At 71.1% G+C, this 23948-nt stretch carries 27 protein-coding genes; 24 read left to right on the top strand and 3 right to left on the bottom strand.

All coding sequences use genetic code 11. From position 1 onward, the window contains the following. Window positions 1-26: 26 nt before the first annotated feature. The 14 genes from P2F65_RS03770 (at window position 27) to P2F65_RS03705 (ending at window position 10077) form a co-directional block, all read left to right on the top strand. A complete protein-coding gene (locus P2F65_RS03770) occupies window positions 27-656 on the top strand; it encodes a hypothetical protein (protein ID WP_275804315.1) in 630 nt (209 codons plus the stop codon). Between the two features lie 144 nt (window positions 657-800). Further along, window positions 801-1043 (top strand): hypothetical protein, encoded by a 243-nt coding sequence (locus tag P2F65_RS03765; RefSeq protein ID WP_275804313.1) that lies wholly within the window; start codon window positions 801-803, stop codon window positions 1041-1043. Between the two features lie 111 nt (window positions 1044-1154). Continuing rightward, a complete protein-coding gene (locus P2F65_RS03760) occupies window positions 1155-1589 on the top strand; it encodes a hypothetical protein (RefSeq protein ID WP_275804311.1) in 435 nt (144 codons plus the stop codon). Next, on the top strand, window positions 1586-1948 hold the full coding sequence (locus P2F65_RS03755; protein WP_275804309.1) for a hypothetical protein: 363 nt from the start codon (window positions 1586-1588) through the stop codon (window positions 1946-1948). The genes P2F65_RS03760 and P2F65_RS03755 overlap by 4 nt, the downstream gene beginning before the upstream one ends. Window positions 1949-2015: 67 nt before the next feature. Further along, complete coding sequence (gene atpB, locus P2F65_RS03750; RefSeq protein ID WP_275804307.1) at window positions 2016-2828, top strand: F0F1 ATP synthase subunit A; 813 nt, start codon at window positions 2016-2018, stop codon at window positions 2826-2828. 100 nt (window positions 2829-2928) lie between these two features. After that, complete coding sequence (locus P2F65_RS03745) at window positions 2929-3135, top strand: ATP synthase F0 subunit C (protein ID WP_211254743.1); 207 nt, start codon at window positions 2929-2931, stop codon at window positions 3133-3135. A 55-nt stretch (window positions 3136-3190) separates the two neighbouring features. After that, window positions 3191-3865: a F0F1 ATP synthase subunit B gene (locus tag P2F65_RS03740; protein WP_275807263.1), complete on the top strand. Its 675-nt coding sequence runs from the start codon at window positions 3191-3193 to the stop codon at window positions 3863-3865. Next, entirely contained in the window at window positions 3865-4677 is an 813-nt protein-coding gene (locus P2F65_RS03735) for a F0F1 ATP synthase subunit delta (RefSeq protein WP_275804305.1), read from the top strand. The genes P2F65_RS03740 and P2F65_RS03735 overlap by 1 nt, the downstream gene beginning before the upstream one ends. A 103-nt stretch (window positions 4678-4780) precedes the next feature. Then, window positions 4781-6418 (top strand): F0F1 ATP synthase subunit alpha, encoded by a 1638-nt coding sequence (atpA, locus tag P2F65_RS03730; protein ID WP_275804303.1) that lies wholly within the window; start codon window positions 4781-4783, stop codon window positions 6416-6418. 119 nt (window positions 6419-6537) lie between these two features. Beyond that, entirely contained in the window at window positions 6538-7437 is a 900-nt protein-coding gene (locus P2F65_RS03725; RefSeq protein WP_275804301.1) for a F0F1 ATP synthase subunit gamma, read from the top strand. Window positions 7438-7454: 17 nt separating this feature from the next. After that, the gene (gene atpD, locus P2F65_RS03720) at window positions 7455-8915 is read left to right on the top strand and encodes a F0F1 ATP synthase subunit beta (protein WP_275804300.1); all 1461 of its coding nucleotides are present in this window, start codon (window positions 7455-7457) and stop codon (window positions 8913-8915) included. 148 nt (window positions 8916-9063) lie between these two features. Next, complete coding sequence (locus P2F65_RS03715) at window positions 9064-9276, top strand: PspC domain-containing protein (RefSeq protein ID WP_275804298.1); 213 nt, start codon at window positions 9064-9066, stop codon at window positions 9274-9276. Between the two features lie 91 nt (window positions 9277-9367). Next, window positions 9368-9637, top strand: a complete 270-nt coding sequence (locus P2F65_RS03710; RefSeq protein WP_275804296.1) for a F0F1 ATP synthase subunit epsilon — start codon at window positions 9368-9370, stop codon at window positions 9635-9637. A 14-nt stretch (window positions 9638-9651) separates the two neighbouring features. Further along, complete coding sequence (locus P2F65_RS03705; RefSeq protein ID WP_275804294.1) at window positions 9652-10077, top strand: DUF2550 family protein; 426 nt, start codon at window positions 9652-9654, stop codon at window positions 10075-10077. Window positions 10078-10111: 34 nt separating this feature from the next. Here P2F65_RS03705 and P2F65_RS03700 read toward each other — a convergent pair whose 3' ends face one another. Beyond that, a complete protein-coding gene (locus P2F65_RS03700; protein ID WP_275804292.1) occupies window positions 10112-10759 on the bottom strand; it encodes a cob(I)yrinic acid a,c-diamide adenosyltransferase in 648 nt (215 codons plus the stop codon). Window positions 10760-10837: 78 nt separating this feature from the next. Here P2F65_RS03700 and murA point away from each other — a divergent pair, with 78 nt between their 5' ends. From murA to P2F65_RS03685, 3 genes are all read left to right on the top strand, one after another. Further along, window positions 10838-12121, top strand: a complete 1284-nt coding sequence (gene murA, locus P2F65_RS03695) for a UDP-N-acetylglucosamine 1-carboxyvinyltransferase (protein ID WP_275804290.1) — start codon at window positions 10838-10840, stop codon at window positions 12119-12121. 134 nt (window positions 12122-12255) lie between these two features. After that, the gene (locus tag P2F65_RS03690; RefSeq protein WP_275804288.1) at window positions 12256-12642 is read left to right on the top strand and encodes an STAS domain-containing protein; all 387 of its coding nucleotides are present in this window, start codon (window positions 12256-12258) and stop codon (window positions 12640-12642) included. Window positions 12643-12684: 42 nt separating this feature from the next. Then, window positions 12685-14781 carry a protein meaA gene (locus tag P2F65_RS03685; RefSeq protein WP_275804286.1) on the top strand — a complete coding sequence of 699 codons (2097 nt, stop codon included), beginning with the start codon at window positions 12685-12687 and terminating at the stop codon, window positions 14779-14781. A 25-nt stretch (window positions 14782-14806) separates the two neighbouring features. On the opposite strand, the gene P2F65_RS03680 is transcribed toward P2F65_RS03685, so the two are convergent. Then, complete coding sequence (locus P2F65_RS03680) at window positions 14807-16021, bottom strand: amidohydrolase family protein (RefSeq protein ID WP_275804284.1); 1215 nt, start codon at window positions 16019-16021, stop codon at window positions 14807-14809. Beyond that, window positions 16018-16926, bottom strand: coding sequence for an SIS domain-containing protein (locus tag P2F65_RS03675; RefSeq protein ID WP_275804282.1), 909 nt, complete (start codon window positions 16924-16926; stop codon window positions 16018-16020). The genes P2F65_RS03680 and P2F65_RS03675 overlap by 4 nt, the downstream gene beginning before the upstream one ends. Window positions 16927-17174: 248 nt before the next feature. Here P2F65_RS03675 and P2F65_RS03670 point away from each other — a divergent pair, with 248 nt between their 5' ends. The 7 genes from P2F65_RS03670 to P2F65_RS03640 are packed head-to-tail and all read left to right on the top strand — an operon-like array spanning window position 17175 to window position 23890. Beyond that, window positions 17175-18431, top strand: coding sequence for an extracellular solute-binding protein (locus P2F65_RS03670; RefSeq protein WP_275804280.1), 1257 nt, complete (start codon window positions 17175-17177; stop codon window positions 18429-18431). 2 nt (window positions 18432-18433) lie between these two features. Further along, window positions 18434-19441, top strand: coding sequence for a sugar ABC transporter permease (locus P2F65_RS03665; RefSeq protein ID WP_275804278.1), 1008 nt, complete (start codon window positions 18434-18436; stop codon window positions 19439-19441). Continuing rightward, window positions 19438-20304, top strand: a complete 867-nt coding sequence (locus P2F65_RS03660; RefSeq protein WP_275804276.1) for a carbohydrate ABC transporter permease — start codon at window positions 19438-19440, stop codon at window positions 20302-20304. The genes P2F65_RS03665 and P2F65_RS03660 overlap by 4 nt, the downstream gene beginning before the upstream one ends. After that, window positions 20301-21140, top strand: coding sequence for a DeoR/GlpR family DNA-binding transcription regulator (locus P2F65_RS03655; protein ID WP_275804274.1), 840 nt, complete (start codon window positions 20301-20303; stop codon window positions 21138-21140). Before P2F65_RS03660 ends, P2F65_RS03655 begins: the two co-directional genes overlap by 4 nt. After that, the gene (locus tag P2F65_RS03650) at window positions 21137-22078 is read left to right on the top strand and encodes an ROK family protein (RefSeq protein ID WP_275804272.1); all 942 of its coding nucleotides are present in this window, start codon (window positions 21137-21139) and stop codon (window positions 22076-22078) included. The genes P2F65_RS03655 and P2F65_RS03650 overlap by 4 nt, the downstream gene beginning before the upstream one ends. Then, on the top strand, window positions 22075-23076 hold the full coding sequence (locus P2F65_RS03645) for a hexose kinase (protein ID WP_275804270.1): 1002 nt from the start codon (window positions 22075-22077) through the stop codon (window positions 23074-23076). The genes P2F65_RS03650 and P2F65_RS03645 overlap by 4 nt, the downstream gene beginning before the upstream one ends. After that, complete coding sequence (locus P2F65_RS03640) at window positions 23057-23890, top strand: class II fructose-bisphosphate aldolase (protein ID WP_275804268.1); 834 nt, start codon at window positions 23057-23059, stop codon at window positions 23888-23890. Before P2F65_RS03645 ends, P2F65_RS03640 begins: the two co-directional genes overlap by 20 nt. Window positions 23891-23948 lie beyond the last annotated feature (58 nt).

Raw genomic sequence — 23948 nt, 5'->3', positions numbered from 1 at the left:
GCCCCGGAACGAGGGGGAGACCCGCTGTGACCTACACGCACCCGTCGGGCGACGAGCCCACCACCGCACCCGGCAGCGTGCCGTTCGCCAACGGCTCCGCCGGCGACGTGCCGCTGCGTGGGGCGCCGCTGCAGTCCGCTGCGCCGGTCCCGAGCGCGGAGGCGGCCGCCGCGGCCACCGAGTCGGCCGCCGCCCTGCGCGCCGGTGTCTCCGTGCCGGTCGTCGAGAACGTCGGCCGCGGGCTGCTCTTCTCGCTGGCCGCCATCCCGCTCGGTGTCGCCGCCGCCGTGCTCATCTGGCAGCTCGGCTTCATCGCCTCGATCACCAGCTTCGCCATCGCGGCAGGGGCCGCCTGGCTCTACACCCGCGGCGCCGGCTCGGTGCCGCGCGTCGGGCTCGTGCCGCTCATCGTGGTGATCGTGGCGGGTGTCGTGGCCTCGTTCCTCGCGGTCGTCATCTCCGACATGGTGCACTTCTACAACACGCCCGAGGGCGCCGAGCTGGGCTGGCCGAGCGCGACGAGCTTCGTCATGGGCAACCTGTTCGCCCCCGAGGTGCTGGGCACCTACGGCACCGACATGGCCATGTTCGGCGTGTTCGCCGCGCTCGGCGTCTTCGGCACCTTGCGTCGCCTGCTCGCCGCGAACCGCGCCTGACAGCTGCGCACCCGGCGCACGCACTCTCGGCGAGCACGCGGCATACGAGTGCTGCGACTGACCGGTGCCCCGCCTGGTGGGGCGCCGCAGTCGTGTGAGCCGTCTCGGCGGGCGCGAGGAGCCGATATCCGGTTCACTCCCCGCATGGGACTGAGTACTGCGCAGCGCGCCGTCGTCGCCGTGGCCGTCGGGTTCGCCATCCCGGTGATCGGCTGGGCCGTCCCGGGGGAGCGTGGACCGGACACCCTCACGGGAGCCCTCCTGCAGGGCGTGGTGATCGCCGTGGTCGTGTTCATCCTCCAGTCGATCCGGCAGGGAGCACGCAAGGGAGCGCTCGAAGCGGGACGTGAGCTGCGCGACGAGCAGCAGCGGGAGCGCACGGATTAGGAGCCGTCCCGACGCTCGTGATAGTTTTCACAAGCACCTCGGGCCACCGTCAGGCGGCCGCCGTGCACCCGAATTCGCCGTCCGCCCCGACGAATCCAGGCAGGCTCCACCATGACGCAGCACCCCGCGCGCCAGGGACGCAGTCCCTTCCGTGGCATGGTGCTGGGCTCGGTGGCCTGCGGATCGGCCGGTGCGGTGCTGACGGCCGGGGTCCTCGGAGCCGCTCGCGGCGGTGACGGGCTGGTCGCGGCGTTGCTGGGGGGCGCCACGGCCCTGGTCATCCTCGTGGTGGGCCTGCTCGGCATCGGCGCCATCGTCGCGGGTCACCCCTCCATCGCCATGGCCGGCGCCTTCGTCGTGTACCTCGGCCAGCTGATCCTGCTCGCCGCCGTGGTGCTGGCGCTGCGCGACGCGGCGTGGCTCGACGGCCGCGCGTTCGCGATCGGTGCCGTCGTCACGACCGTGCTGGCCCAGGTCGGCCTCGTCCTCGGGTACACCCGGGCCCGCCACGTGATGTTCCCCGACGCGGGGGAGGTGACCCGATGACCGAGCCGAGCACCCCGTCGCCGGAGCAGCCGCAGAAGCCGGAGCAGCACGAGAACCAGCAGCCTGGCCAGCAGTCCCCGCCCGAGAAGCACCCGCAGCGCTCGGAGGTGACCCCCCGGCGCAAGCCCGACGAGTCGCACCGCTGGAGCACCGAGACCGACGGCCCGAGCGAGACGGCGAAGGCCGACGCGCTCGGTGCCACGGTGCTCGCGTACCTCATCACCGGGCCCGCACTTTTCGGCGGCCTGGGCTACCTGCTCGACCGCCTTCTGGGCACCGGCGTCTTCGTCGTGCTCGGCGTCATCGGCGGGATGGCCGCTTCGCTGTACGTGATCTGGCTCCGGTACGGTACGTCATGACATCTGCCGAGGCGGCTCGCGACGAGCTTGGAGCCACGATGTCCACCACCACGATCGAGGAGAACCTGTGAGCCTGAACGCGCTGGCTGCGCCCGTCGCAACCTTCGCTTCCGCAGAAGGTGACGGTGAGTTCCACACTCCCACCCCCGACATCTTCTGGACCCCCCTCTTCGAGGTCGGTGGCCTGGTCGTCACCGAGCAGATCGTCTGGGGCCTGGTCTCGGTGCTCCTGCTCTCGGTCGTCATGGTCCAGCTGTCCAAGCGCGCCGCGGTGGTCCCGTCCAAGGGCCAGTGGCTCCTGGAGGGCTTCTACAACTTCAGCCGCAACGGCATCGCCCGCGACATGATCGGCTCGCGCGAGTTCCTGCGCTTCGTGCCGCTGCTCTTCACGCTGTTCTCGCTCATCCTGGTGAACAACCTATTCGGCATCATGCCGCCGATCATGTTCCCGACGATGAGCAAGATCGGCTTCCCGATCGCGCTGACGCTCGTGGTCTACGTCGTCTACCACGCCATCGGCATCAAGAAGCACGGCCTCGGCGGCTACTTCGCCCACATGCTGCCCGCCGGCCTCCCGGGGTGGATCAAGCCGGTCATCTTCGTGCTCGAGCTCATCACCTACTTCATCACCCGGCCGCTCACGCTGGCGCTGCGACTCTTCGGCAACATGTTCGCGGGTCACATGCTCATCGTGCTGTTCGTCTCGGCCGGCGCCTACTTCCTGACCCAGGGCGTGCTGTTCAAGCTCCTGAGCGTGCCCACGTTCGCCATGGCCGCGGTCATGACCCTGTTCGAGGGCCTGGTGCAGTTCCTGCAGGCCTACGTCTTCACGCTCCTGTCGGCCAGCTACATCGCCGGCGCCCTCGCCGACGACCACTGATCGACGGCTGCACCACCCCGTTTGACCCACAACTGAACACACGCACTCACCTTCGACCGCGGCACACGGCCGCGGCGGATCACTGAAACACGAAAGAGGAATCATCGTGGAAGGCAACCTCTCCCTCGTCGGCTACGGCCTTGCGACCATCGGCCCGGCCATCGCCGTGGGTCTGATCTTCGCTGCCTACATCAACGGTGTGGCCCGCCAGCCCGAGGCTCGTAACCTCCTGCAGCCGATCGCCATCCTCGGCTTCGCGCTCGCCGAGGCGCTCGCCATCTTCGGCCTGGTGCTCTTCTTCATCTGATCCACGTCAGAAGGCACCAGCTAACACCAGGCACTAGGCCAGAGGAGTACCCGTGATCACCACCGCTACTGCTTCGTCAGTTGTGGGGCTGGCGGCTGCCGAGGGGGCGAAGATGCCCCTCATCCCGCACATTCCCGAGCTCATCTTCGGGTTCGTGATGTTCGGGATCCTGTACTTCGTCGTGAAGTCCAAGGTCGTCCCCAACCTCGAGAAGGCGTATGCCGAGCGCACCGCTGCCATCGAGGGCGGCATGCAGCAGGCCGAGGAGGCCCAGCAGCAGGCCCAGGCGGCTCTCGAGCAGTACCAGGCTCAGCTGGCCGAGGCCCGTGTCGAGGCGTCCCGCATCCGCGAGGAGGCCCGCGAGCAGGGGGCCGCGATCGTCGCCGAGATGCGCGGCCAGGCCCAGTCCGAGGCCACCCGCATCACCGAGGCAGCCCAGAAGCAGATCGAGGCCGAGCGCCAGCAGGCGATCGTCTCGCTCCGCTCCGAGGTCGGCCGCCTGTCCACCGACCTGGCCAGCCGCATCGTCGGGGAGTCCCTCCACGACGAGACGCGCCAGAAGGGTCTCGTGGACCGCTTCCTCGCCGAGCTCGAGGCCGGCGAGATCCGTCCCGAGAAGGTCGGCGCGGCGGCTCCCGCCCAGCCGGCTGCCCCGGCTCCGTCGCAGGGCGAGTTCGACCTGCCGACGTCGGGCGGCCAGGGCCACGGCGCCCCCGGCCAGGACGCGTGATGCGCGGTTCGTCCCGGGGCGCCGCCACGGCGAGCCTGCGCGCCTTCGAGTCCGCGCTGCGGTCCGGTACGGACTGGAGCGCGCTCGCGGAGGACCTGTTCGGCGTCACGGCGGTGGCTGACGGCAACGCCACCCTCCGCCGTGCGCTGGCAGACCCCTCCCGCGAGGCGGCCGCCAAGCGTGACCTGGTGAGCCGGCTGTTCGACGGCAAGGTCTCGCCGGCCGCCGTCGGGTTGCTGTCCGAGATGGTCGCCCAGCGTTGGGCTACCGAGCGCGACCTGACCGACACGATCGAGCGCTTCGCCGTCGAGACCGTCCTGGCCGGCGCCGAGGCGGGCAACCGGGCGGACCAGGTCGAGGACGAGCTGTTCCGCTTCGAGCGGGTCGTCGCCGGCAACCCCGAGCTGCGCGACGCCCTGACGGGCCGGGGCGGCACCCCGCAGGACAAGGCCGACCTGGTCGGGCGCCTCCTGCAGGGCAAGGCCTCCACCGAGACCGTGCGCCTGGCGCGCCAGTCGGTCCTCGCCCCGCGCGGGCGCCGGATCGACCGGACGCTCGAGCACTACCTCGACCTGGCGGCCAGGCGCCGCGAGCAGCTGACCGCCGTGGTGACCGCGGCAGTCGACCTCGACGAGCAGCAGCGCCAGCGCCTCAGCCGCGCCCTCGAGGGCATCTACGGCCGTCGGGTGCAGCTCCAGGTCGTCGTCGACCCCAAGGTCGTCGGCGGCATCCGGGTGCAGATCGGCGACGAGGTCGTCGACGGCACCGTGCTCCGCAAGCTCGAAGGCGCCCGCCGGCACCTGGCCGGCTGACCCGAACCAGCCACCGGCACCCGAGGCCGGACAACTCGACAACACCAGTGACTTCCGGTCCACCAACAGCCGGCAGCGCACCACCAAAGGGAGAAGAGATCAGATGACGGAGCTTTCGATCCGTCCGGAGGAGATCCGGGACGCGCTGGACTCGTTCGTCCAGTCCTACGAGCCCGGCACGGCCTCCCGCGAAGAGGTCGGCCGCGTCACCGATGCCGGTGACGGCATTGCCCACGTCGAGGGCCTGCCCTCGTGCATGACCAACGAGCTGCTGCAGTTCGAGGACGGCACCCTCGGCCTCGCGCTGAACCTCGACGTCCACGAGATCGGTGTCGTCATCCTCGGTGACTTCTCCGGCATCGAGGAGGGCCAGGAGGTCAAGCGCACCGGAGAGGTCCTCTCCGTGCCCGTCGGCGACGAGTTCCTCGGTCGCGTCGTGAACCCGCTCGGCCAGGCCATCGACGGCCTCGGCGAGATCACGACCAACCAGCGCCGCGCCCTGGAGCTGCAGGCCCCCTCGGTGGTCCAGCGCAAGTCGGTGCACGAGCCGCTGCAGACCGGCCTCAAGGCCGTCGACGCGATGACCCCGATCGGCCGCGGCCAGCGCCAGCTGATCATCGGCGACCGCCAGACCGGCAAGTCCGCCGTGGCGATCGACACGATCATCAACCAGAAGCAGAACTGGGAGTCCGGCGACCCGGCCCAGCAGGTGCGCTGCATCTACGTCGCGATCGGCCAGAAGGGCTCGACCATCGCGGCCGTCCGCGGCGCCCTCGAGGAGGCCGGCGCACTCGAGTACACGACCATCGTCGCCGCCCCGGCGTCCGACGCGGCCGGCTTCAAGTACCTCGCGCCCTACACCGGCTCGGCCATCGGCCAGCACTGGATGTACCAGGGCAAGCACGTCCTCATCGTGTTCGACGACCTGTCCAAGCAGGCCGAGGCCTACCGCGCCGTGTCGCTGCTGCTGCGCCGCCCGCCGGGCCGCGAGGCCTACCCCGGTGACGTCTTCTACCTGCACAGCCGGCTCCTCGAGCGCTGCGCGAAGCTCTCCGACGACCTCGGCGCCGGCTCCATGACCGGTCTGCCGATCATCGAGACCAAGGCGGGTGACGTCTCGGCCTACATCCCGACCAACGTCATCTCCATCACCGACGGCCAGATCTACCTGCAGGCCGACCTCTTCAACGCCAACGTGCGTCCCGCGATCGACGTGGGTGTCTCCGTCTCCCGTGTCGGTGGCGCCGCGCAGATCAAGGCCATGAAGGAGGTCTCCGGTCGCCTGAAGCTCGACCTCGCGCAGTTCCGCGCGATGGAGGCCTTCGCGATGTTCGCCTCCGACCTCGACCCGGCCTCGCGTGCCCAGCTCGCCAAGGGTGCCCGCCTCGTCGAGCTGCTCAAGCAGAAGCAGGCCAACCCGTACCCCGTCGAGGAGCAGGTCGTCTCGATCTGGGCCGGCACCACCGGGCAGCTCGACTCCGTCGCGGTCGAGGACGTCGCCCGCTTCGAGACCGAGTTCCTCGACTACCTGCGCCGCGAGAAGTCGGGCCTGCTGGGCGCGATCCGTGAGTCCAAGAAGTTCGAGGACGACACCCGGTCCGGCCTCGAGGACGCTGTCAAGGCGTTCAAGGAGCAGTTCCAGGCGTCCGGCGAGGAGAACCTGCCGCTCGGCCACGAGCCCGAGCCCGGCGACCTCGAGACCGAGGTCGAGCAGGAGAAGATCGTCCGCCAGAAGCGCTGATGCGTATGCCGGGTGCGCGGCCTCGCGCACCCGGCACCATCGGTGCCCACGCGGCATACCCAGCTTGAAGGCATCGCGGCGCAGGCCGCACGAAAACGAACGAGGAGAGGCGGAAACATATGGGAGCGCAGATGCGGGTCTACCGCCAGCGCATCCGGTCCGTCCAGGCGACCAAGAAGATCACCCGCGCCATGGAGCTCATCGCCGCGTCGCGCGTGGTGAAGGCGCAGCAGCGCGTCAGAGAGTCCTCCCCGTACGCCCGCGCGATCACGCGTGCGGTGTCGGCCGTGGCCACCTACTCCGACGTCGACCACCCGCTGACCACCGAGCACGAGGACGTGCGCCGCGCCGCGGTGCTCATCGTGACCTCGGACCGCGGTCTCGCCGGCGCGTACAGCTCCTCGGTCATCAAGGAGAGCGAGCGCCTCATCGGTGAGCTGCGTGAGGAGGGCAAGGAGGTCGTGCCCTACCTCGTCGGCCGCAAGGCGGTCGGGTTCTACCGGTTCCGCAAGCGTGACTACGCCGCCGAGTGGAGCGGGTTCACCGACCAGCCGAACTTCGAGGTGGCCCGCGAGATCGCCGAGCGCGTCGTCCTGGACTTCACCTCGCCCTACGACGAGGGCGGCGTCGACGAGTTCCACATCGTGTTCACGCGCTTCGTGAACATGGTGACCCAGGAGCCCGAGGTCATCCGCATGCTGCCGCTCGAGGTCGTCGAGGGCGAGGAGGCCCCGGACCCCGAGGACGTGCTGCCCCTCTACGAGTTCGAGCCCAGCGCCGAGGACGTCCTCGACGCCCTGCTGCCGAAGTACGTCAGCTCCAGGATCTACAACTGCCTGCTGCAGGCGGCTGCCTCCGAGCTGGCCTCGCGCCAGAAGGCCATGAAGTCGGCGACCGACAACGCCGAGGAGCTCGTCAAGAAGTACACCCGGCTGGCCAACCAGGCCCGCCAAGCCGAGATCACCCAAGAGATCAGCGAGATTGTGGGCGGCGCCAGCGCCCTCGCCGACGCCAAGTAAGAAGGTAGAGAGAACACATGACTGCCACCGTTTCTGAGAACGCTGCAGGCACCTCCGCGCCTGGCGGTGTCGGGCGGATCGCCCGCATCACCGGCCCGGTCGTCGACGTGGAGTTCCCCGTCGACGCCATGCCTGAGCAGTACAACCTGCTCAAGACCGAGGTCGAGCTCTCGGGCGAGAAGAAGAACATCAACATGGAGGTCGCCCAGCACATCGGCGACAACATGGTCCGCGCGATCTCGCTGCAGCCGACCGACGGCCTCGTCCGCGGCGCCGCGGTGCAGGACACCGGCGGCCCCATCACGGTGCCCGTCGGCGACGTCACGCTCGGCAAGGTGTTCAACACCACCGGCGAGGTGCTCAACCTGGAGGAGGGCCAGACCTTCGAGGTCAACGAGCGCTGGGGGATCCACCGCAAGGCCCCGGCCTTCGACCAGCTCGAGTCCAAGACCCAGATGTTCGAGACCGGCATCAAGGTCATCGACCTGCTGACCCCCTACGTGCAGGGTGGCAAGATCGGCCTCTTCGGTGGTGCCGGTGTCGGCAAGACGGTGCTCATCCAGGAGATGATCGCCCGCGTCGCCCGCGACCACGGTGGTGTGTCGGTGTTCGCCGGTGTCGGTGAGCGCACCCGTGAGGGCAACGACCTCATGGTCGAGATGGAGGAGGCCGGCGTCCTCGGCCAGACCGCCCTCGTCTTCGGCCAGATGGACGAGCCGCCGGGCACGCGTCTTCGCGTCGCGCTCTCCGCGCTGACCATGGCGGAGTACTTCCGTGACGTGCAGAAGCAGGACGTGCTCCTCTTCATCGACAACATCTTCCGCTTCACCCAGGCGGGCTCCGAGGTCTCCACGCTGCTCGGCCGCATGCCGTCCGCGGTGGGTTACCAGCCGACGCTGGCCGACGAGATGGGTGTGCTCCAGGAGCGCATCACCTCGACCCGTGGCCACTCGATCACCTCGATGCAGGCGATCTACGTGCCGGCCGACGACTACACCGACCCGGCGCCGGCGACCACCTTCGCCCACCTGGACGCGACCACCGAGCTCTCGCGTGAGATCGCCTCGCTCGGCATCTACCCGGCCGTGGACCCGCTGACCTCGACGAGCCGGATCCTCGACCGCCGTTACATCACCGAGGAGCACTACACCACCGCGGTGCGCGTCAAGCAGATCCTCCAGCGCAACAAGGAGCTGCAGGACATCATCGCGATCCTCGGTATCGACGAGCTCTCCGAGGAGGACAAGATCCTCGTCAACCGCGCTCGTCGCATCCAGCGGTTCCTGTCGCAGAACACCTACGTCGCCAAGCAGTTCACCGGCATCGAGGGCTCGACGGTTCCGCTGGCCGACACCATCGAGGCGTTCACCAAGATCGCCGACGGTGAGTACGACCACGTCGCCGAGCAGGCGTTCTTCATGTGCGGTGGCCTCGACGACGTCGAGCGCCAGTGGGCGGAGATCCAGAAGAACCTCTGAGTTCTCCTCTCTCCCAGCACGAGTCGCAGGGCCGGTCGCGAGCAGCGGCCGGCCCTCCGGCATACCCAGGTGGTGTCGGGGTGCCGTCGGGGTGTGCTCGGGGGCGACCCTGATGGCGGGCGGCCGCGGGGCGGAGAAGACTGGGGGCATGAGCCAGATCAAGTCCAGCTTCGCCCAGCAGGGCCTCGTCCGTCCTCGACAGGGGCGCGTCATCGCCGGCGTCTGCGCCGGGCTCGGCCGCCGTTTCGGCCTCTCGCCGTGGACCGCACGGCTGCTCTTCGTGCTGGTGCTCATGCTGCTGCCCGGCAGCCAGCTGATCATCTACCCCGTGCTGTGGATCCTCATGCCGAACGAGGACTGAGGCCGGTCCCGGCTGGGCGGACCGCGTCAGGAGCACCTCCAGTGGGCCGATAGACTGGGCCGGCACCCCCGTCACCACTGGAGGACCCACCGTGAGCCAGCTGCAGGTTGAACTCGTCGCCGCCGACCGCAAGGTCTGGGAAGGCGAGGCCGACATGGTCATCGCCCGCACCGTCGACGGCGACCTCGGCGTCCTGCCGGGTCACACCCCGCTGCTCGGGGTCCTCGTCGAGGGCGAGGTGCAGATCCAGACCTCGGGCACCACGCACACCGCGACCATCGACAGCGGCTTCCTGTCCGTCGACCGCGACCACGTCATCATCGTCGCGGAGGCGGTAGACGCCTCCAAGATCAGCGCCTAGCCGCGAGCGCGAGCATGTCGCCTCTCGTCACCGCCGAGATCGTGGCAGGCGTGCTCGTGCTCCTGGCGGTCAGCGTCCTGGCGTTCATCTTCATCCGCCGCCGGATGCTGGCCGCCGGCCGGCCGCTGATGGTCGCTGCCGTGCGGCACACCGGCCACGGCTACCGTCTCGGCCTGCTGCGCTTCGGCGGCACACGGCTGCAGTGGTTCACCCTGGTCGGGCCGTCCATGCGCCCGCAGCGCGAGTGGGAGCGCGTGCGCCTCGAGCTCGAGGCGCCGGGGTCGCCGCACGAGGTGATCGCCGGCATGCCGGACGCCGTGGAGGTCACCTGCCACTACGGGCCGGACACCTTCCAGCTGGCGCTGGCACCCACCCACTACACCGCGGTGCGTTCCTGGCTCGAGAGCGCGCCGCCGGGGTTCAACGTCAACGTCGCGTAGCCGCCTGCCGGCGCCCGGGACGGCCCGGCCCACCTCAGTCCTCCGCAGCAGCGGCGGACTTCTTCTTCGCCGGGGCCGGGGTTCGGCCGCCTCCGGGCTGCCAGAGCACGTCGCCGCCGATCGGGAGGTTGGCCACGCGCGCGAGCACGAACAGCAGGTCGGAGAGCCGGTTGAGGTACTTCGCGGTCAGCACGTTCACGCCGCCCTGGCCCTTCGCGCTGCCCGGCTCCTGACCGTATGCCGCGATGGCTGCCCACGCCTGCCGCTCGGCCCGGCGGGCCACGGTGGTGGCGACGTGGAGGAAGGCGGCCCCCGGGGTGCCGCCGGGCAGGATGAACGAGCGCAGCTTCTCGAGCTCGCCGAGGTAGCGGTCGCAGTCGGCCTCGAGCTCGTCGACCCACTCCTGCTGCACCCGCAGGGGCGGGTACTCATAGGTCTCCTGCAGGGGCGTGCACAGGTCGGCCCCGACGTCGAAGAGGTCGTTCTGGATGCGCAGCAGCGTGGCCCGGACGTCCTCGCGCAGGTCACCGGCGGCGAGCGCGACGCCGATGGCCGCGTTGGCCTCGTTGGCGTCGGCGTAGGCCTGCAGCCGCACGTCGGTCTTGCTCGTCCGGCTCATGTCGCCGAGGTGGGTCATGCCGTCGTCGCCGGTGCGGGTGTAGATGCGGGTGAGGTTGACCATGGCGACAGCCTCTCAGATGGCCTTGTCGGGGCGACCCGCAGGACCGTGGTGGTGTTCGGGCGTCGCTAGGCTGCACGGATGGCTGAGAGGTTCAGGGTCGTCGGAGGTGCCGCGCTGCATGGCGAGGTCAGGGTCGCAGGCGCGAAGAACAGCGCCCTGAAGCTGATGGCCGTCGCGTTGCTGGCGAGGGGCCGCACCCGGCTCACGAACGTGCCCGCGATCCTCGACGTGACGATCATGGCCGAGCTGCTGCGCCGGCTGGGCTGCACCGTCGACTACGACCCCGGGGCGGGGGTCGCCGACATCGACGTGCCCGACGAGATCGGCCACCGCGCCGACTACGACCTGGTGCGCGCGCTGCGGGCGTCCACCGCCGTGCTGGGGCCGCTGGTCGCCCGCTGCGGCGCCGCCGACGTCGCCATCCCCGGCGGAGACGCGATCGGCTCGAGGGGCCTGGACCTGCATGCCGCGGGACTCGAGGCGCTCGGCGCCAAGGTGCACGTCACCCACGGCTTCCTCGTCGCCGAGGCCCCGTCGGGGCTGCACGGAGCCGAGATCCGGCTCGACTTCCCCAGCGTGGGCGCCACCGAGAACGTGCTCACCGCAGCGGTGCTCGCCCGGGGCCGCACCCGGCTGGAGAACGCCGCCCGCGAGCCGGAGATCGTCGACATCGCCGCGCTGCTGAACGAGATGGGCGCCCGCATCACCGGTGCGGGCACGGGCGTCATCGAGATCGAGGGCGTCGACCGGCTCGAGTCGGTGGAGCACGCGGTGGTGCCCGACCGGATCGCCGCCGGCACCTGGGCCTTCGCCGCGGCGGCCACCCGGGGCGACGTCGAGGTGGTCGGCGGCGTCGCCGACCACCTCACCGCGGCCCTGTCGCTGGTGGAGGAGAGCGGCGCGACGGTGACCCGCACCGAGCGGGGGTTCCGGGTCGACTCCGGCGGGCGCCGGCCGCGGGCCTTCGACGTGGCCACCCTGCCGTACCCGGGGTTCCCCACCGACCTGCAGCCCTTCGCCATCGCCTGCAACGCGGTCGCGGAGGGCTCGGCGATGATCACCGAGAACCTGTTCGAGGCGCGCTTTCGCACCGTGCAGGAGCTGAGCCGGCTCGGCGCGGAGACCCGCATCGACGGGCACCACGTCATGGTCCACGGCGTGGAGCGGCTGTCGGGGGCGCCGGTGGAGGCCAGCGACATCCGGGCCGGGGCCGCCCTCGTCATCGCCGGCCTGGTGGCCGAGGGCGTGACGACGGTCAGCGGCGCGTCGCACATCGACCGCGGCTACGCGCACTTCGCCGAGGACCTCCGCGGTCTCGGCGCCGACGTGACGCGCGAGCCCGACGAGGAGTTCGTCTTCTGACCGGCTGTCGACACCCGCGCCAACCCCCTCCGCTTCACGGTGGCTTTACCAGATCTTGATCTGTTTCGGGACAACCGAGTCTGCCTCCGCATGCGTCTGTGTGAGTGAATAGCGCCACGAACTAGGGGGTTCGCATGACGGTGCGCAGTGTGGGGACGCTTCCCTTCGTGGTTCGCGAGCACGCCCTGGGGCAGGAGGTCGCCATCGGCGGCCGGATCTGTGTCCACTCCGTCCCGGACGTGCGGCTGCTGCTCCACGACGTCATCGACACCGGCACCGGCGACGTCCTCCTGCACCTCGGCGATGCCGAGATCGGCGACGCCACGGGCCTCGGGGTGCTCGTCGAGGCCTTCAACCGGGCCCGCCGCGCCGGCCGCCGCCTCGCGGTCATCGACATGACGGCCCGCACGGAGCGCCTGTTGCGTGCGTCACGCCTCGACCGGGCGCTCGTCCGGCGTCCCGCAGGAACGCGATCCGCGGCCACCCCCGGCGGCGGCACTGTGGCGCCTCTCACCGCCTGAAGCACTCCCTGCCCCGCCGCGCCCGCGGGTACCTTCCCCCGTATGGCCGACTCCGCGAACGCCCCGACCCCCGCTGCCCAGGCGTCCCGTCGGGAGCGTGACCGCCCGTGGGTGATGCGCACGTATGCCGGCCACACCAGTGCCGCCGCGAGCAACGCGCTCTACCGCCGCAACCTCGCCAAGGGCCAGACCGGCCTCTCGGTCGCCTTCGACCTGCCGACCCAGACGGGGTACGACCCCGACCACGCCCTCGCGCGCGGCGAGGTCGGCAAGGTCGGCGTGCCCATCTCCCACATCGGCGACATGCGCGCGCTGTTCGACCAGATCCCGCTCGCGCAGATGAACACCTCGATGACGATCAACGCCACGGCCATGTGGCTGCTCGCGCTCTACCAGGTCGCCGCCGAGGAGCAGGCCTCCGCGGCGGGCGAGGACCCGGCGGCCGCGGTGCACGCCCTCGCCGGCACCACGCAGAACGACATCATCAAGGAGTACCTCTCCCGCGGGACCTACGTCTTCCCGCCGGGGCCTTCGCTGCGGCTGATCACCGACATGGTGGCCTACACGGTGGCGGAGATCCCGAAGTGGAACCCGACCAACATCTGCAGCTACCACCTGCAGGAGGCCGGTGCCACGCCCGTGCAGGAGATCGCCTATGCGATGAGCACCGCGATCGCCGTGCTCGACGCGGTGCGCGACTCGGGGCAGGTGCCGCCCGAGCGGTTCGGCGAGGTCGTCGGCCGGATCTCCTTCTTCGTCAACGCCGGCGTGCGCTTCGTCGAGGAGATGTGCAAGATGCGCGCGTTCGTGCAGCTGTGGGACGAGCTGACGCGCGAGCGGTACGGCGTGCAGGACCCCAGGCAGCGGCGCTTCCGGTACGGCGTGCAGGTGAACTCGCTCGGCCTGACCGAGGCTCAGCCGGAGAACAACGTGCAGCGCATCGTGCTCGAGATGCTGGCCGTCACCCTGAGCAAGGACGCCCGCGCCCGTGCGGTGCAGCTGCCTGCGTGGAACGAGGCCCTCGGCCTGCCCCGCCCGTGGGACCAGCAGTGGTCGCTGCGGATGCAGCAGGTGCTCGCCTACGAGTCGGACCTGCTCGAGTACGACGACCTCTTCGCCGGCTCGAAGGTCGTCGAGGACAAGGTGGCCGAGCTGGTCGAGGGCGCCCGCGCCGAGATCGACCGCGTGCAGGAGATGGGCGGGGCCGTCGCCGCGGTCGAGAGCGGGTACATGAAGGCGGCGCTGGTGGCCTCGCACGCGTTGCGCCGCCAGCGGATCGAGGCCGGCGCGGACGTCGTCGTCGGGGTCAACCGCTTCGAGACCACGGAGCCCAACCCGCTGACCGCCGACCTCGACACCGCCATCCAGACGATCGACCATGACGTCGAGGACAAGGCCGCCGCCGCCGTTCGCCGCTGGCGCGAGGAGCGCGACGCCGACGAGGCCGGGCGCGCCCGGGTCGAGGCGGCGCTGGCCCGGCTGCGGTCCGAGGCCCGGACCGAGGCCAACCTCATGGCAGCCACCCTCGAGTGCGCCCGGGCCGGCGTGACCACGGGGGAGTGGGCCGGTGCCCTGCGCGAGGTCTTCGGCGAGTACCGCGCGCCCACCGGCGTCTCCGGATCGGTCGGCGTCTCGGGCGAGGCCGACTCCGCCCTGGCCGGGGTGCGCGAGCGGGTGCGGGCCACGAGCGAGGAGCTGGGGGAGCGCCTGCGCATCCTCGTCGCCAAGCCGGGGCTCGACGGGCACAGCAACGGCGCCGAGCAGGTCGCCGTGCGCGCCCGCGACGCCGGCTTCGAGGTGGTCTACCAGGGCATCCGTCTGACGCCGGGGCAGGTCGTCGCGGCGGCTGTCGCCGAGGACGTGCACCTCGTGGGCATCTCGATCCTGTCGGGCTCGCACATGGAGCTCGTGCCCGAGATCCTGCGGGGCCTGCGTGAGGCCGGCGCCGGTGACGTGCCGGTCATCGTCGGCGGGATCATCCCCGACTCCGACGCCAAGGCGCTGCAGGAGCAGGGGGTCGCTGCCGTCTTCACGCCCAAGGACTTCGGCCTGACCCAGATCATGGGCGAGATGGTCGAGGAGATCCGCCGGTCGAGGGGCCTGACCGCCTCTGCCGACGCGGCACCCGTCCCCGCCTGACCCGCGACGAGAGGCGTCTGGGACGTCAGAGCCAGGTGCCGCGGCGCAGGACGCGTCGGGGCTGAAGGGCGTCGTCGACCACGAGCACGTCGGCGTGGTTGCCCTCGGCCAGCGTGCCGACACCCGGCAGGGCCAGCGCCCGGGCGGGGGTCGTCGAGGCCGCTCGCACGGCATCGACCAGCGGCACGTCGAGGTCGGTGACGCACCAGCGCACCTGGTCGAGCAGGCACGAGACGCCGCCGGCGAGGCTGCCCGTCCCGGCCAGCCGCACATCGCGCCCCCGCACCCGCACGTGCAGGCCGCCGAGCGTGTAGTCGCCCTCGGGCAGGCCGGCCGCGGCCATGCAGTCGCTGACGAGCGCGACCTGGTCGGCCCCCACGGTGTCGAAGAGCATCTGCACGGTGCCGCCGTCGAGGTGCACCCCGTCGGCGATGACCTCCACGACCGCCTCTTCGCGCCCTGCAGCCGCCAGCGCCGCGGCAACCGGCCCGGGCTGGCGCGACAGCAGCGGCGGCATCCCGTTGAAGAGGTGGGTGACGAGGGCCTGTCCGCCGCGCGCCGGGTGGTTGAGGAGCGAGGCGAGGGCGGCGCGCGTGGTGCACACGTCGGCGTCGGTGTGGCCGACCGCACCGAGGATGCCCAGCCCGGCCATGACCTCGGGCAGCCGGTCGGCACCGGGCAGCTCGGGTGCCCACGTCATCTGCGCGATGACCCCGGGACCCGCCTCGAGCACGAGGTCGTCGAGCAGCTTGAGGTCGGGGGCGACGAGGGCGGCGGGGTTCTGCGCCCCGCACCGCACGGTGGAGAGGAACGGCCCCTCGAGGTGTATGCCGGCGAGCTCGCCGTCGCGGACCAGCGGCGCGCAGGCGCGCACGCCGGAGAGCAGGCGTTCGGCGGTGGCCGAGACGAGCGAGCCGACCACGGTGGTGCTGCCCGCCCGGTGGTGGTGGGCTGCCGCGGTGCGGGCGCTGCCCGTGGCGGTGCCGAACTCCCCGCCGCCGCCACCGTGGCAGTGGAGGTCGACCAGCCCCGGCAGGAGCGTCATCCCGGCCTCCCACCCCTCCGGGGGCGTGGCACCGGCGTGCACGGGCGGCAGGGAGGCGCGCGGACCGGCATACCGGATCTGCCCACCCGCGACGACGACGGCGCCGTCGGCCACGACCTCGGACGGAAGCACCACCCTCCCCGTCAGGAGGGTGGTGCTGCCCGGGTCGGTCGGTCGGCTAGGCGAAGAGGTCACGACAAGATGATGGACCGCGACAGGTGACGGGGCTGGTCAGGGTCGACTCCCGCGCGCGCCGCCTTGAGCAGGCACAGCCGGTGCAGGCGCACGAGGTCGGCGATCGGGTCGATGTCGCGGTGCTCGAAGTGGGCGCCCGTCGCGCGCACGTCGTCGGCCAGGCCCTCGGGCACCTCGCCGAACGCCCAGGTGGCCCGGCCGGCCGTGGCGATGCTGATCGGGCCGTGACGGTACTCCATGGCCGGGTAGGCCTCGGTCCAGAACTGGGCCGACTCGCGCAGCTTCAGGGCCGCCTCGTTGGCGAGGCCGACGGTCCACCCGCGACCGACGAAGCTGATCTGCTCGGCATCGGCGACGCCGGCCAGGGCGCCGGACTCGTCCTCGGCCAGCACGGCGCGGGCGTCGGCGACCGCCCCGCCGAGGTCCTCGCCGAGCGTGGCGCGCAGGAGCATCAGGGTGGTGGTGGCGAACCGGGTCTGCACCACCGACTGCTCGTCGACCTCCGGCAGCATCAGGGCCTCGGTCGCGAGCCGGGGGATGGCCGTGCCCTCGGTGGCGACGACGGCGGTGGTGCGCTGGCCGCGCTCGCGCAGCGCGGTGAGCAGCTCGATGACCTCGGTGGTGGTGCCCGAGCGGGAGATGGCCACCACGTGGTCGTAGCTGCGGCCTGCCGGGAACTCGCTCGCAGCGTGGGCCTCGGTGCGGCCGCCGGCGCTGCCCGCCTGCTCGCGCAGCACGGCATACGCCTGGGCCATGAACCAGGAGGTGCCGCAGCCGACGACGGCCACGGACTCGCCGGGCCGGGGGAGCGCCGCGCGTGCCTGGTCAACGCGGGACAGGGCGGCGGCCCAGTCGTCGGGCTGGGTGGCGATCTCCGCGGCGAGGTGGCTGGCGTAGGCGTCCATCGGGGTCCGTTCTCTGAGTGGTTCGGATCGATAGGATTGTCAGGCAGTCATAATCGATCAGTCAAGCAGGTGCGCGGCATTGCCGGATCTTGATCCACAAAGTGCCCCGAAATGCTTGACGGGGCGGGGATTCGCGGTCCACGCTGTCGCGCAGCGCCGTGCTTTGTGATCGAAGCAGCGGCGAACCGACAAGAATCGATCACGCTCACTCGACAACGGGGTAGGTGCAGACAATGACGTCACGACACATGAGCGCGGTTCGCCTGGCTGCGTTCGCGCTGGCCGGCGGGCTGGCCCTGGCCGCCTGCAGCGGCGGGTCCGGCTCGGGCACGGCGGGCGGCGGCGGGGACTCCGCCGAGAAGGTCACGAAGATCAAGCTGGTGGCCGCGGAGTACTCCAAGGACCACACGGCGGCCTTCTGGAAGCAGTTCGCCGAGAAGTACAAGGAGAAGACGGGCGGCACCGAGCTCGAGGTGCAGGTCGTCAGCTGGGACTCGATCGACCAGACGTCCAGCACGATGATCCAGAACAACAACGCGCCCGACATCCTCAACCTCAACGCCTACGCGTCCTACGCCAAGGACGGCCTGCTCTACCACGGCGACGAGGTGCTGCCCGAGGCGGCCAAGGGCGACCTGCTCGACGCGTTCGTCAAGAGCGGCACCTACGAGGGCAAGCTGTACGGCTTCCCGGACCTGTCCTCGGCGCGGGCGTTCTTCTACAACAAGGACATCATGAAGAAGGCGGGCGTCGCCGAGCCGCCGAAGACGTGGGAGGAGTTCGAGGCCGCGGCCAAGAAGGTCAAGGCCCTCGGCGACGGCACGATCCCCTACGCCCTCCCGCTCGGCCCCGAGGAGTCGCAGGGCGAGTTCTCGATGTGGCTGTTCAACAACAGCGGCGACTGGAAGAAGGACGGCAAGTGGAGCATCAACTCCGCTGAGAACGTCGAGGCGCTGACCTTCCTCAAGAAGATCACCGACGAGAAGCTCACCCAGAACAACCCGGGCAAGACCAACCGGGCCGACGCGTTCAACCTCTTCAAGTCGGGCAAGGTCGGCATGGTGGTCGGCTTCTCCCCGCTCGCAGCCCAGCTCGACGAGGAGAAGAAGGTCGACTACGGCGTCGCGCCGATGCCGACCAAGATGAGTGAGCCCCAGACGTTCGGCGTCACCGACTACCTCATGGCGTTCAAGAAGCCCGGGAACCAGGAGGCGGTCAAGGCCTTCTACGAGCTGTACTACCAGAAGGACCAGGTCAACGAGTTCATCAAGGCCGAAGGCTTCCTGCCGGTCACCAAGAGCGGCATCGAGTTCTTCAAGGACGACCCGAAGCTGAAGGTCTACCTCGACACCCTGCCGAACGCCCACCTCACCCCGACCGACGACCCGACGTGGGACAAGGTCAAGCTCGCCGTGCAGCAGAACCTCGGTACCGCCGTGGGCAGCGGCGGCGACCCGAAGAAGGTCCTCGACGACCTGCAGAAGCAGGCCGAGAGCGGCAGCTGACCGTGCCTGACCAGCAGTCTGGTGTGGTGGCCGCGGGTGCGCCCGCGGCCACCACCGCGGGTGGCGCCGACCGAGCAGGAACGCCGGCGGGCGGCGGAGGCTCCCGGACCCGCACCCCGAGCAAGGCCCGAGGCGACCGGGCGTCCCTCGGCTCGGCACTGCTGTGGCTCGGCCCGGCGCTGCTGCTCATCGCCGGCGTCGTGGTGTACCCGGCCATCGAGCTGGTGCGGGCGTCGATGAGCGAGTTCTCGATCACCGGCCTGCGCCTCGGCGACGCGGGCTGGACCAACTACAGCGCTGTGCTCGACCACCCGATGCTGGGCACGGTGCTGACCAACACCGTCGTGTGGGTCGTCGCCGTGGTCGCCCTGACCGTCGTCATCAGCCTCGGCGTCGCCCAGTTCCTCACCAAGGAGTTCCGCGGCCGCAAGCTGGTGCGCTGGGCGATCATCGTGCCCTGGGCGGCCTCGGTGGTCATCACGGCCAAGACGTTCGTGATGATCTACGACTTCTACTACGGCACCGCCAACCTGCTGCTCTCGAAGGTCGGGCTGGGTCCCGTCGACTTCCTCGGCAGTGACGCCTGGATCATGCCCTCGATGGTCCTCGTCGGGGTGTTCGTGTCCATCCCGTTCACGGCCTACGTGTTCGTGGCCGGCCTCAACGCCATCCCCACCGAGGTCTACGAGGCGGCCCGCGTCGACGGCGCCAGCCCGTTCCAGACCTGGTGGCGGATCACCCTGCCGCTGCTGCGCCCCGCGCTGCTCGTGGCCGCGGTGCTCAACATCATCAACGTCTTCAACTCGTTCCCGATCATCTACACGCTCAACGACCGCAACCCCGGCTTCGCGCACGACACGACGATCACCTTCATGTACAAGCTGGCGTTCAAGAGCGCCGAGAAGGACGTGGGCATGTCGGCCGCCGCGGGCGTCTTCAACGTGCTGCTGATCCTGGTCGTCGTCATGGTCTACCTGAGGTTCACGAGATGGCGGGAGGAGACGGCATGAGCACGGTCACCGAGACCGGTGCCGGCACCGCGCACACCGGCTGGCGACGGCACCGCGGCTGGGTGCTGCCGGTGGCCGGCGCAGCCCTGGCGCTGGTCTTCCTCGTCCCCTACATCGTCATGGTGCTCAACTCGCTGCGGCCGAGCGGCGACGTCGTGCAGACGCCGCCGACCTTCCTGCCGCGGGACTGGCAGCTCTCGACCTACGCGCAGGTCCTCACCGACGAGCGCTTCCTCAACTGGCTGAAGACCTCGCTCATCGTGGCGGGCGCTTCGACACTGATCGTCATCCTCGCCTCGATCCCGGCGGCCTACTACACCGCGCGGTTCCGCTTCCCGGGGCGCATGGCGTTCCTGCTGCTCGTGCTCGTCACCCAGATGTTCTCGCCCACCGCGCTGGTGGTCGGCATCTACCGCGAGTGGTTCAACTTCAACATGGTCAACACCTACGGCGCGCTGATCCTGACCAACGCGGCGTTCAACCTGGCTTTCGCGGTGTGGATCCTGCACGGGTTCTTCGCCTCCATCCCCAAGGAGGTCGAGGAGGCGGCCAACCTCGACGGCTGCAGCCGGTTCGGCACGCTGCGGCGGGTGATGCTGCCGTTGACCCTGCCGGGCATCGTGACCGCGGTGATCTTCACGTTCATCGCGGCCTGGAACGAGTACGTCGTCGCGCTGACCCTCATGCTCGACGAGTCGAGGAAGCCGCTCACCGTGGGCATCACGTCCTACGTCACCGGCTACGAGCAGCACTGGGACCAGCTGTTCGCAGCCGCGGTGATCGCGATCGTGCCGGTGGTCGTGCTCTTCGCGGTGATCGAGAAGCACCTGGTGGGCGGCCTCACGGCTGGCTCGGTGAAGTGACTGAGCTCAGCGACGTCGCCGACCCGGTCCCGGAACGCGGACGACCCCTGGACCGCGGCAGCCGCTGGAGCGCCCTGCTCGGGCTGCTCGCCGAGCACGGACGGCTCAGCGTGGCGCAGGTCGTCGAGGCGCTCGGCGTCTCGGAGGCCACCGTGCGGCGCGACTTCGGCGAGCTGGCGGCCCAGCAGCTGGTGACGCGCACCCACGGAGGGGTGGTGGCGACGGCCGTGGCCTACGACCTGCCGGCCCGCTACAAGCAGTCCTCCGGCGACACCGCCAAGGACCGGATCGCCGCTGCCGCAGCGGAGCTCGCACTCGAGGGCTCGGTCGTCGGCTTCAACGGCGGCACCACGACGAGCGCCACGGCGCGGCGCCTCGCGGCGCGTGCCGACCTCGCGAGCTCGGCGCAGCGCCCGGCCATCACCGTCGTCACCAACGCGCTCAACATCGCGACCGAGATGGTGCTGCGCCCGTTCATCCGGTGCGTCACGCTCGGCGGGGTCGCCCGGCAGGAGTCGTACGAGCTGTCCGGTCCGCTCGCGTCGATGGTGCTGAACGAGCTGTGGCTCGACACAGTCTTCCTCGGCGTCGACGGCGTCTCGGCCCAGGCCGGGGCGACGTGCCGCCACGAGGGAGAGGCCGGCATCAACGCGCTCATGGTGGAGCGCGCCGACCGGGTGGTGGTGGTGGCCACGGGTGACAAGGTGGGGCGACGGGCCTTCGCCCGGATCTGCCCGACCGCGAGGATCGACGTGCTGGTGACCGACCCGTCCGCCCCGGACGACGACGTCCGGGCGCTGCGTGCGGCCGGGGTCACCGTCGAGCAGGTCTCGTGAGCGTCGAGGGGTCCGCCCCGGTCGACGTCGTCGCCGCCGTGGACGTCGGCGGCACGCGCATCAAGTCGGCCCTGGTCGACCGCAGCGGGACCGAGCTGGTCTCCGCCACTGTCCCGACGCCGCGCGACCTCGGCCACCCGGGAGCGCTGGTGGTCGCGGTGACCGACACGGTGGCCGCCCTGCTCGCGCAGGCGACCGAGAAGGGCCTCGCCGCACGACTCGGCGGCTGCGGCGTCGTGGTGCCCGGCCTCGTCGACGACGCGCGTGGGGTGGCGGTGTTCTCGGCCAACCTGGGCTGGCGCGACCTCGACGTCGTGTCGCCCCTGGAGTCGGCGCTCGGCATCCCCGTGGCCCTCGGCCACGACGTGCGGGCCGGCCTGGTGGCGGAGGCGAGGTGGGGAGCGGCGCGTGGCGCCGACCACGCCATGTTCGTGCCGCTCGGCACGGGCATCGCCGGTGCGCTCATGGTGGACGGGCGCGTGCTGCACGCCGGTGGGTATGCCGGCGAGCTGGGCCACGTGGTCGTCGAGCCCGGGGGGCCGGTGTGCGGCTGCGGCGCCCGTGGCTGTCTTGAGGCGGTCAGCTCCGCCTCGGCCATCGAGCGGGCCTACGCCCACCGCCTCGGGCCGGCCGAGCAGGTCACCGCCAAGGAGATCGGCGCCCTTGTGGCGCAGGGGGATCCGGACGCCGTGGCGGTCTGGGACCATGCTGTCGGTGCCCTGGCCCGCGCCGTGGTCATGGTGGTGACCCTCACGGGGGTCGACCTCGTGCTCGTCGGTGGCGGGCTGGCGCAGAGCGGCGACCTCCTGCTCGAGCCGTTGCGCCGCGACGTGACCGGCGCCCTGACCTTCCAGCGCCCTCCGGCCATAGCCCGGGCAGCGCTCGGCGACCGGGCCGGGTGCCTCGGCGCCGCCTGCCTCGCCTGGGACGTGACGTGATCGTCACGGTCACCCTCAACGCGGCTCTCGACGTCACCTACACGGTCGCGCGCCTGGAGCTGCACCGCAGCCACCGGGTCACCTCGGTGACCGAGGTGGCCGGCGGAAAGGGCGTCAACGTCGCCTCCGTGCTGGCAGGCCGGGGCGTGCCGGTCATCGCCACGGGGCTGCTGGGCGGCGGGACCGGCGAGCGGGTCCGGGCCGACCTCGACGCCCGCGGCCTCGCCCACCGCTTCTCGCCGTGCGCGGGGGAGTCGCGCCGCGCCGTGGCGGTCGTGTCGGAGGCCGACCGCGACGCCACCGTGCTCAACGAGCCCGGACCCACCGTCACCGACCGGGAGTGGCGGGCCTTCCTCGCCGACCTGCGCGCGCTGCTCACCGAGGCGCGTCCCGACGTGGTGGTCGCCTCGGGAAGCCTGCCCCGCGGCATACCCGCCGATGCGTATGCCGCGGTGGTGCGCGCCGCCCACGAGGTCGGCGCGCTCGCCGTCGTCGACTCCTCGGCGCAGGCGCTCCTGGCCGCCCTGCCGGCGAATCCGGACCTGGTCAAGCCCAACCGCGAAGAGCTCGCCGAGGTCACCGGGGCGGCGGACCCGGTCGCCGGCGCGCGGTCGCTGATCGAGAGGGGAGCGCGCGAGGTCGTGGTGTCCGCCGGCCCTGACGGCCTGGTCGACGTCACGGCAACCGGCGAGGTGGTGCGCGCCGGGCTGGAGCAGCCGCTGGCGGGCAACCCCACCGGTGCCGGCGACGCCGCCGTTGCTGCCCTGGCGGCCGGGCTCGCGAGTGGTCGAGGAGTGCGGGACGTCCTGGCCGACGCCGTCGCCTGGTCGGCCGCCGCAGTGCTCCACCCCCTGGCCGGGAGAGTCCGGCCCGACGACGTCGACCGCCTGCGCCCGCTCGTGCGGCTGCAGCAGGACCCCACCGAGCCGTCTCCAGTCCAGCCGTCACCAGTCCAGCCGTCACCCCAGGAGGACCGCCGTGCTCACCCCGCTCCATGACGTCCTGCGCGAAGCCCGGGCGGAGGGGCGGGGAGTGGCCGCGTTCAACGTCATCCACCTCGAGCACGCCGAGGCGCTGACCCGCGCGGCCGAGCAGGTGGGCCTGCCCGTGGTGCTTCAGGTCAGCGAGAACACCGTGGCCTTCCACGGGTCGCTCGCCCCGGTCGCGGCCGCCACGAAGGTGCTCGCCGAGCGCGCGACCGTGCCCGTGGTGCTGCACCTCGACCACGCGGTGAGCGAGCCGCTGGTCGACGAGGCGCTCGGCCTGGGCTTCACGTCGGTCATGTTCGACGGCTCGAAGCTCGACGACGGGCAGAACCGCGCGGTGACCCGGGCCGTCGTCGAGCGCTGCCACGCCCGGGGCGTCAGCGTCGAGGCCGAGCTCGGGGAGATCGGAGGCAAGGACGGCGTGCACGCGCCCGGGGTGCGCACCCGGCCCGAGGAGGCGGCGACCTTCGCCCGGGACACGGGGGTCGACGCGCTCGCGGTGGCCGTGGGCAGCTCGCACGCGATGACCGAGCGCACCGCCGAGCTCGACCTCGATCTCATCGCCGCCATCCGGGGCCAGGTCGACGTCCCGCTCGTGCTGCACGGCTCGTCAGGGGTGCCCGACGAAGGCCTCGCAGCCGCGGTGCGGGCCGGCATGACCAAGGTCAACATCGCCACGCACCTGAACGCCGTCTTCACCGCGACCGTGCGCGCCCGGCTCGACGTCGACCCGCGGCTCGTCGACACTCGGAAGTACCTCGGCCCGGCGCGCGACGCCGTGCAGGCCGAGGCCGCCCGGCTCCTCGAGCTCGTCGCCCTGCGTTGACCCTTCCCGGTTCGGGGTGTTGCCGCGGGCGATAGCGCGCGGCAACACCCCGAACCGG

Source organism: Knoellia sp. p5-6-4 (genome assembly GCF_029222705.1).
Classification (GTDB): Bacteria; Actinomycetota; Actinomycetes; order Actinomycetales; family Dermatophilaceae; genus Pedococcus_A.
Note: the sequence above shows the minus strand (reverse complement) of the source record. Positions and strands in the feature narration are given on the sequence as shown.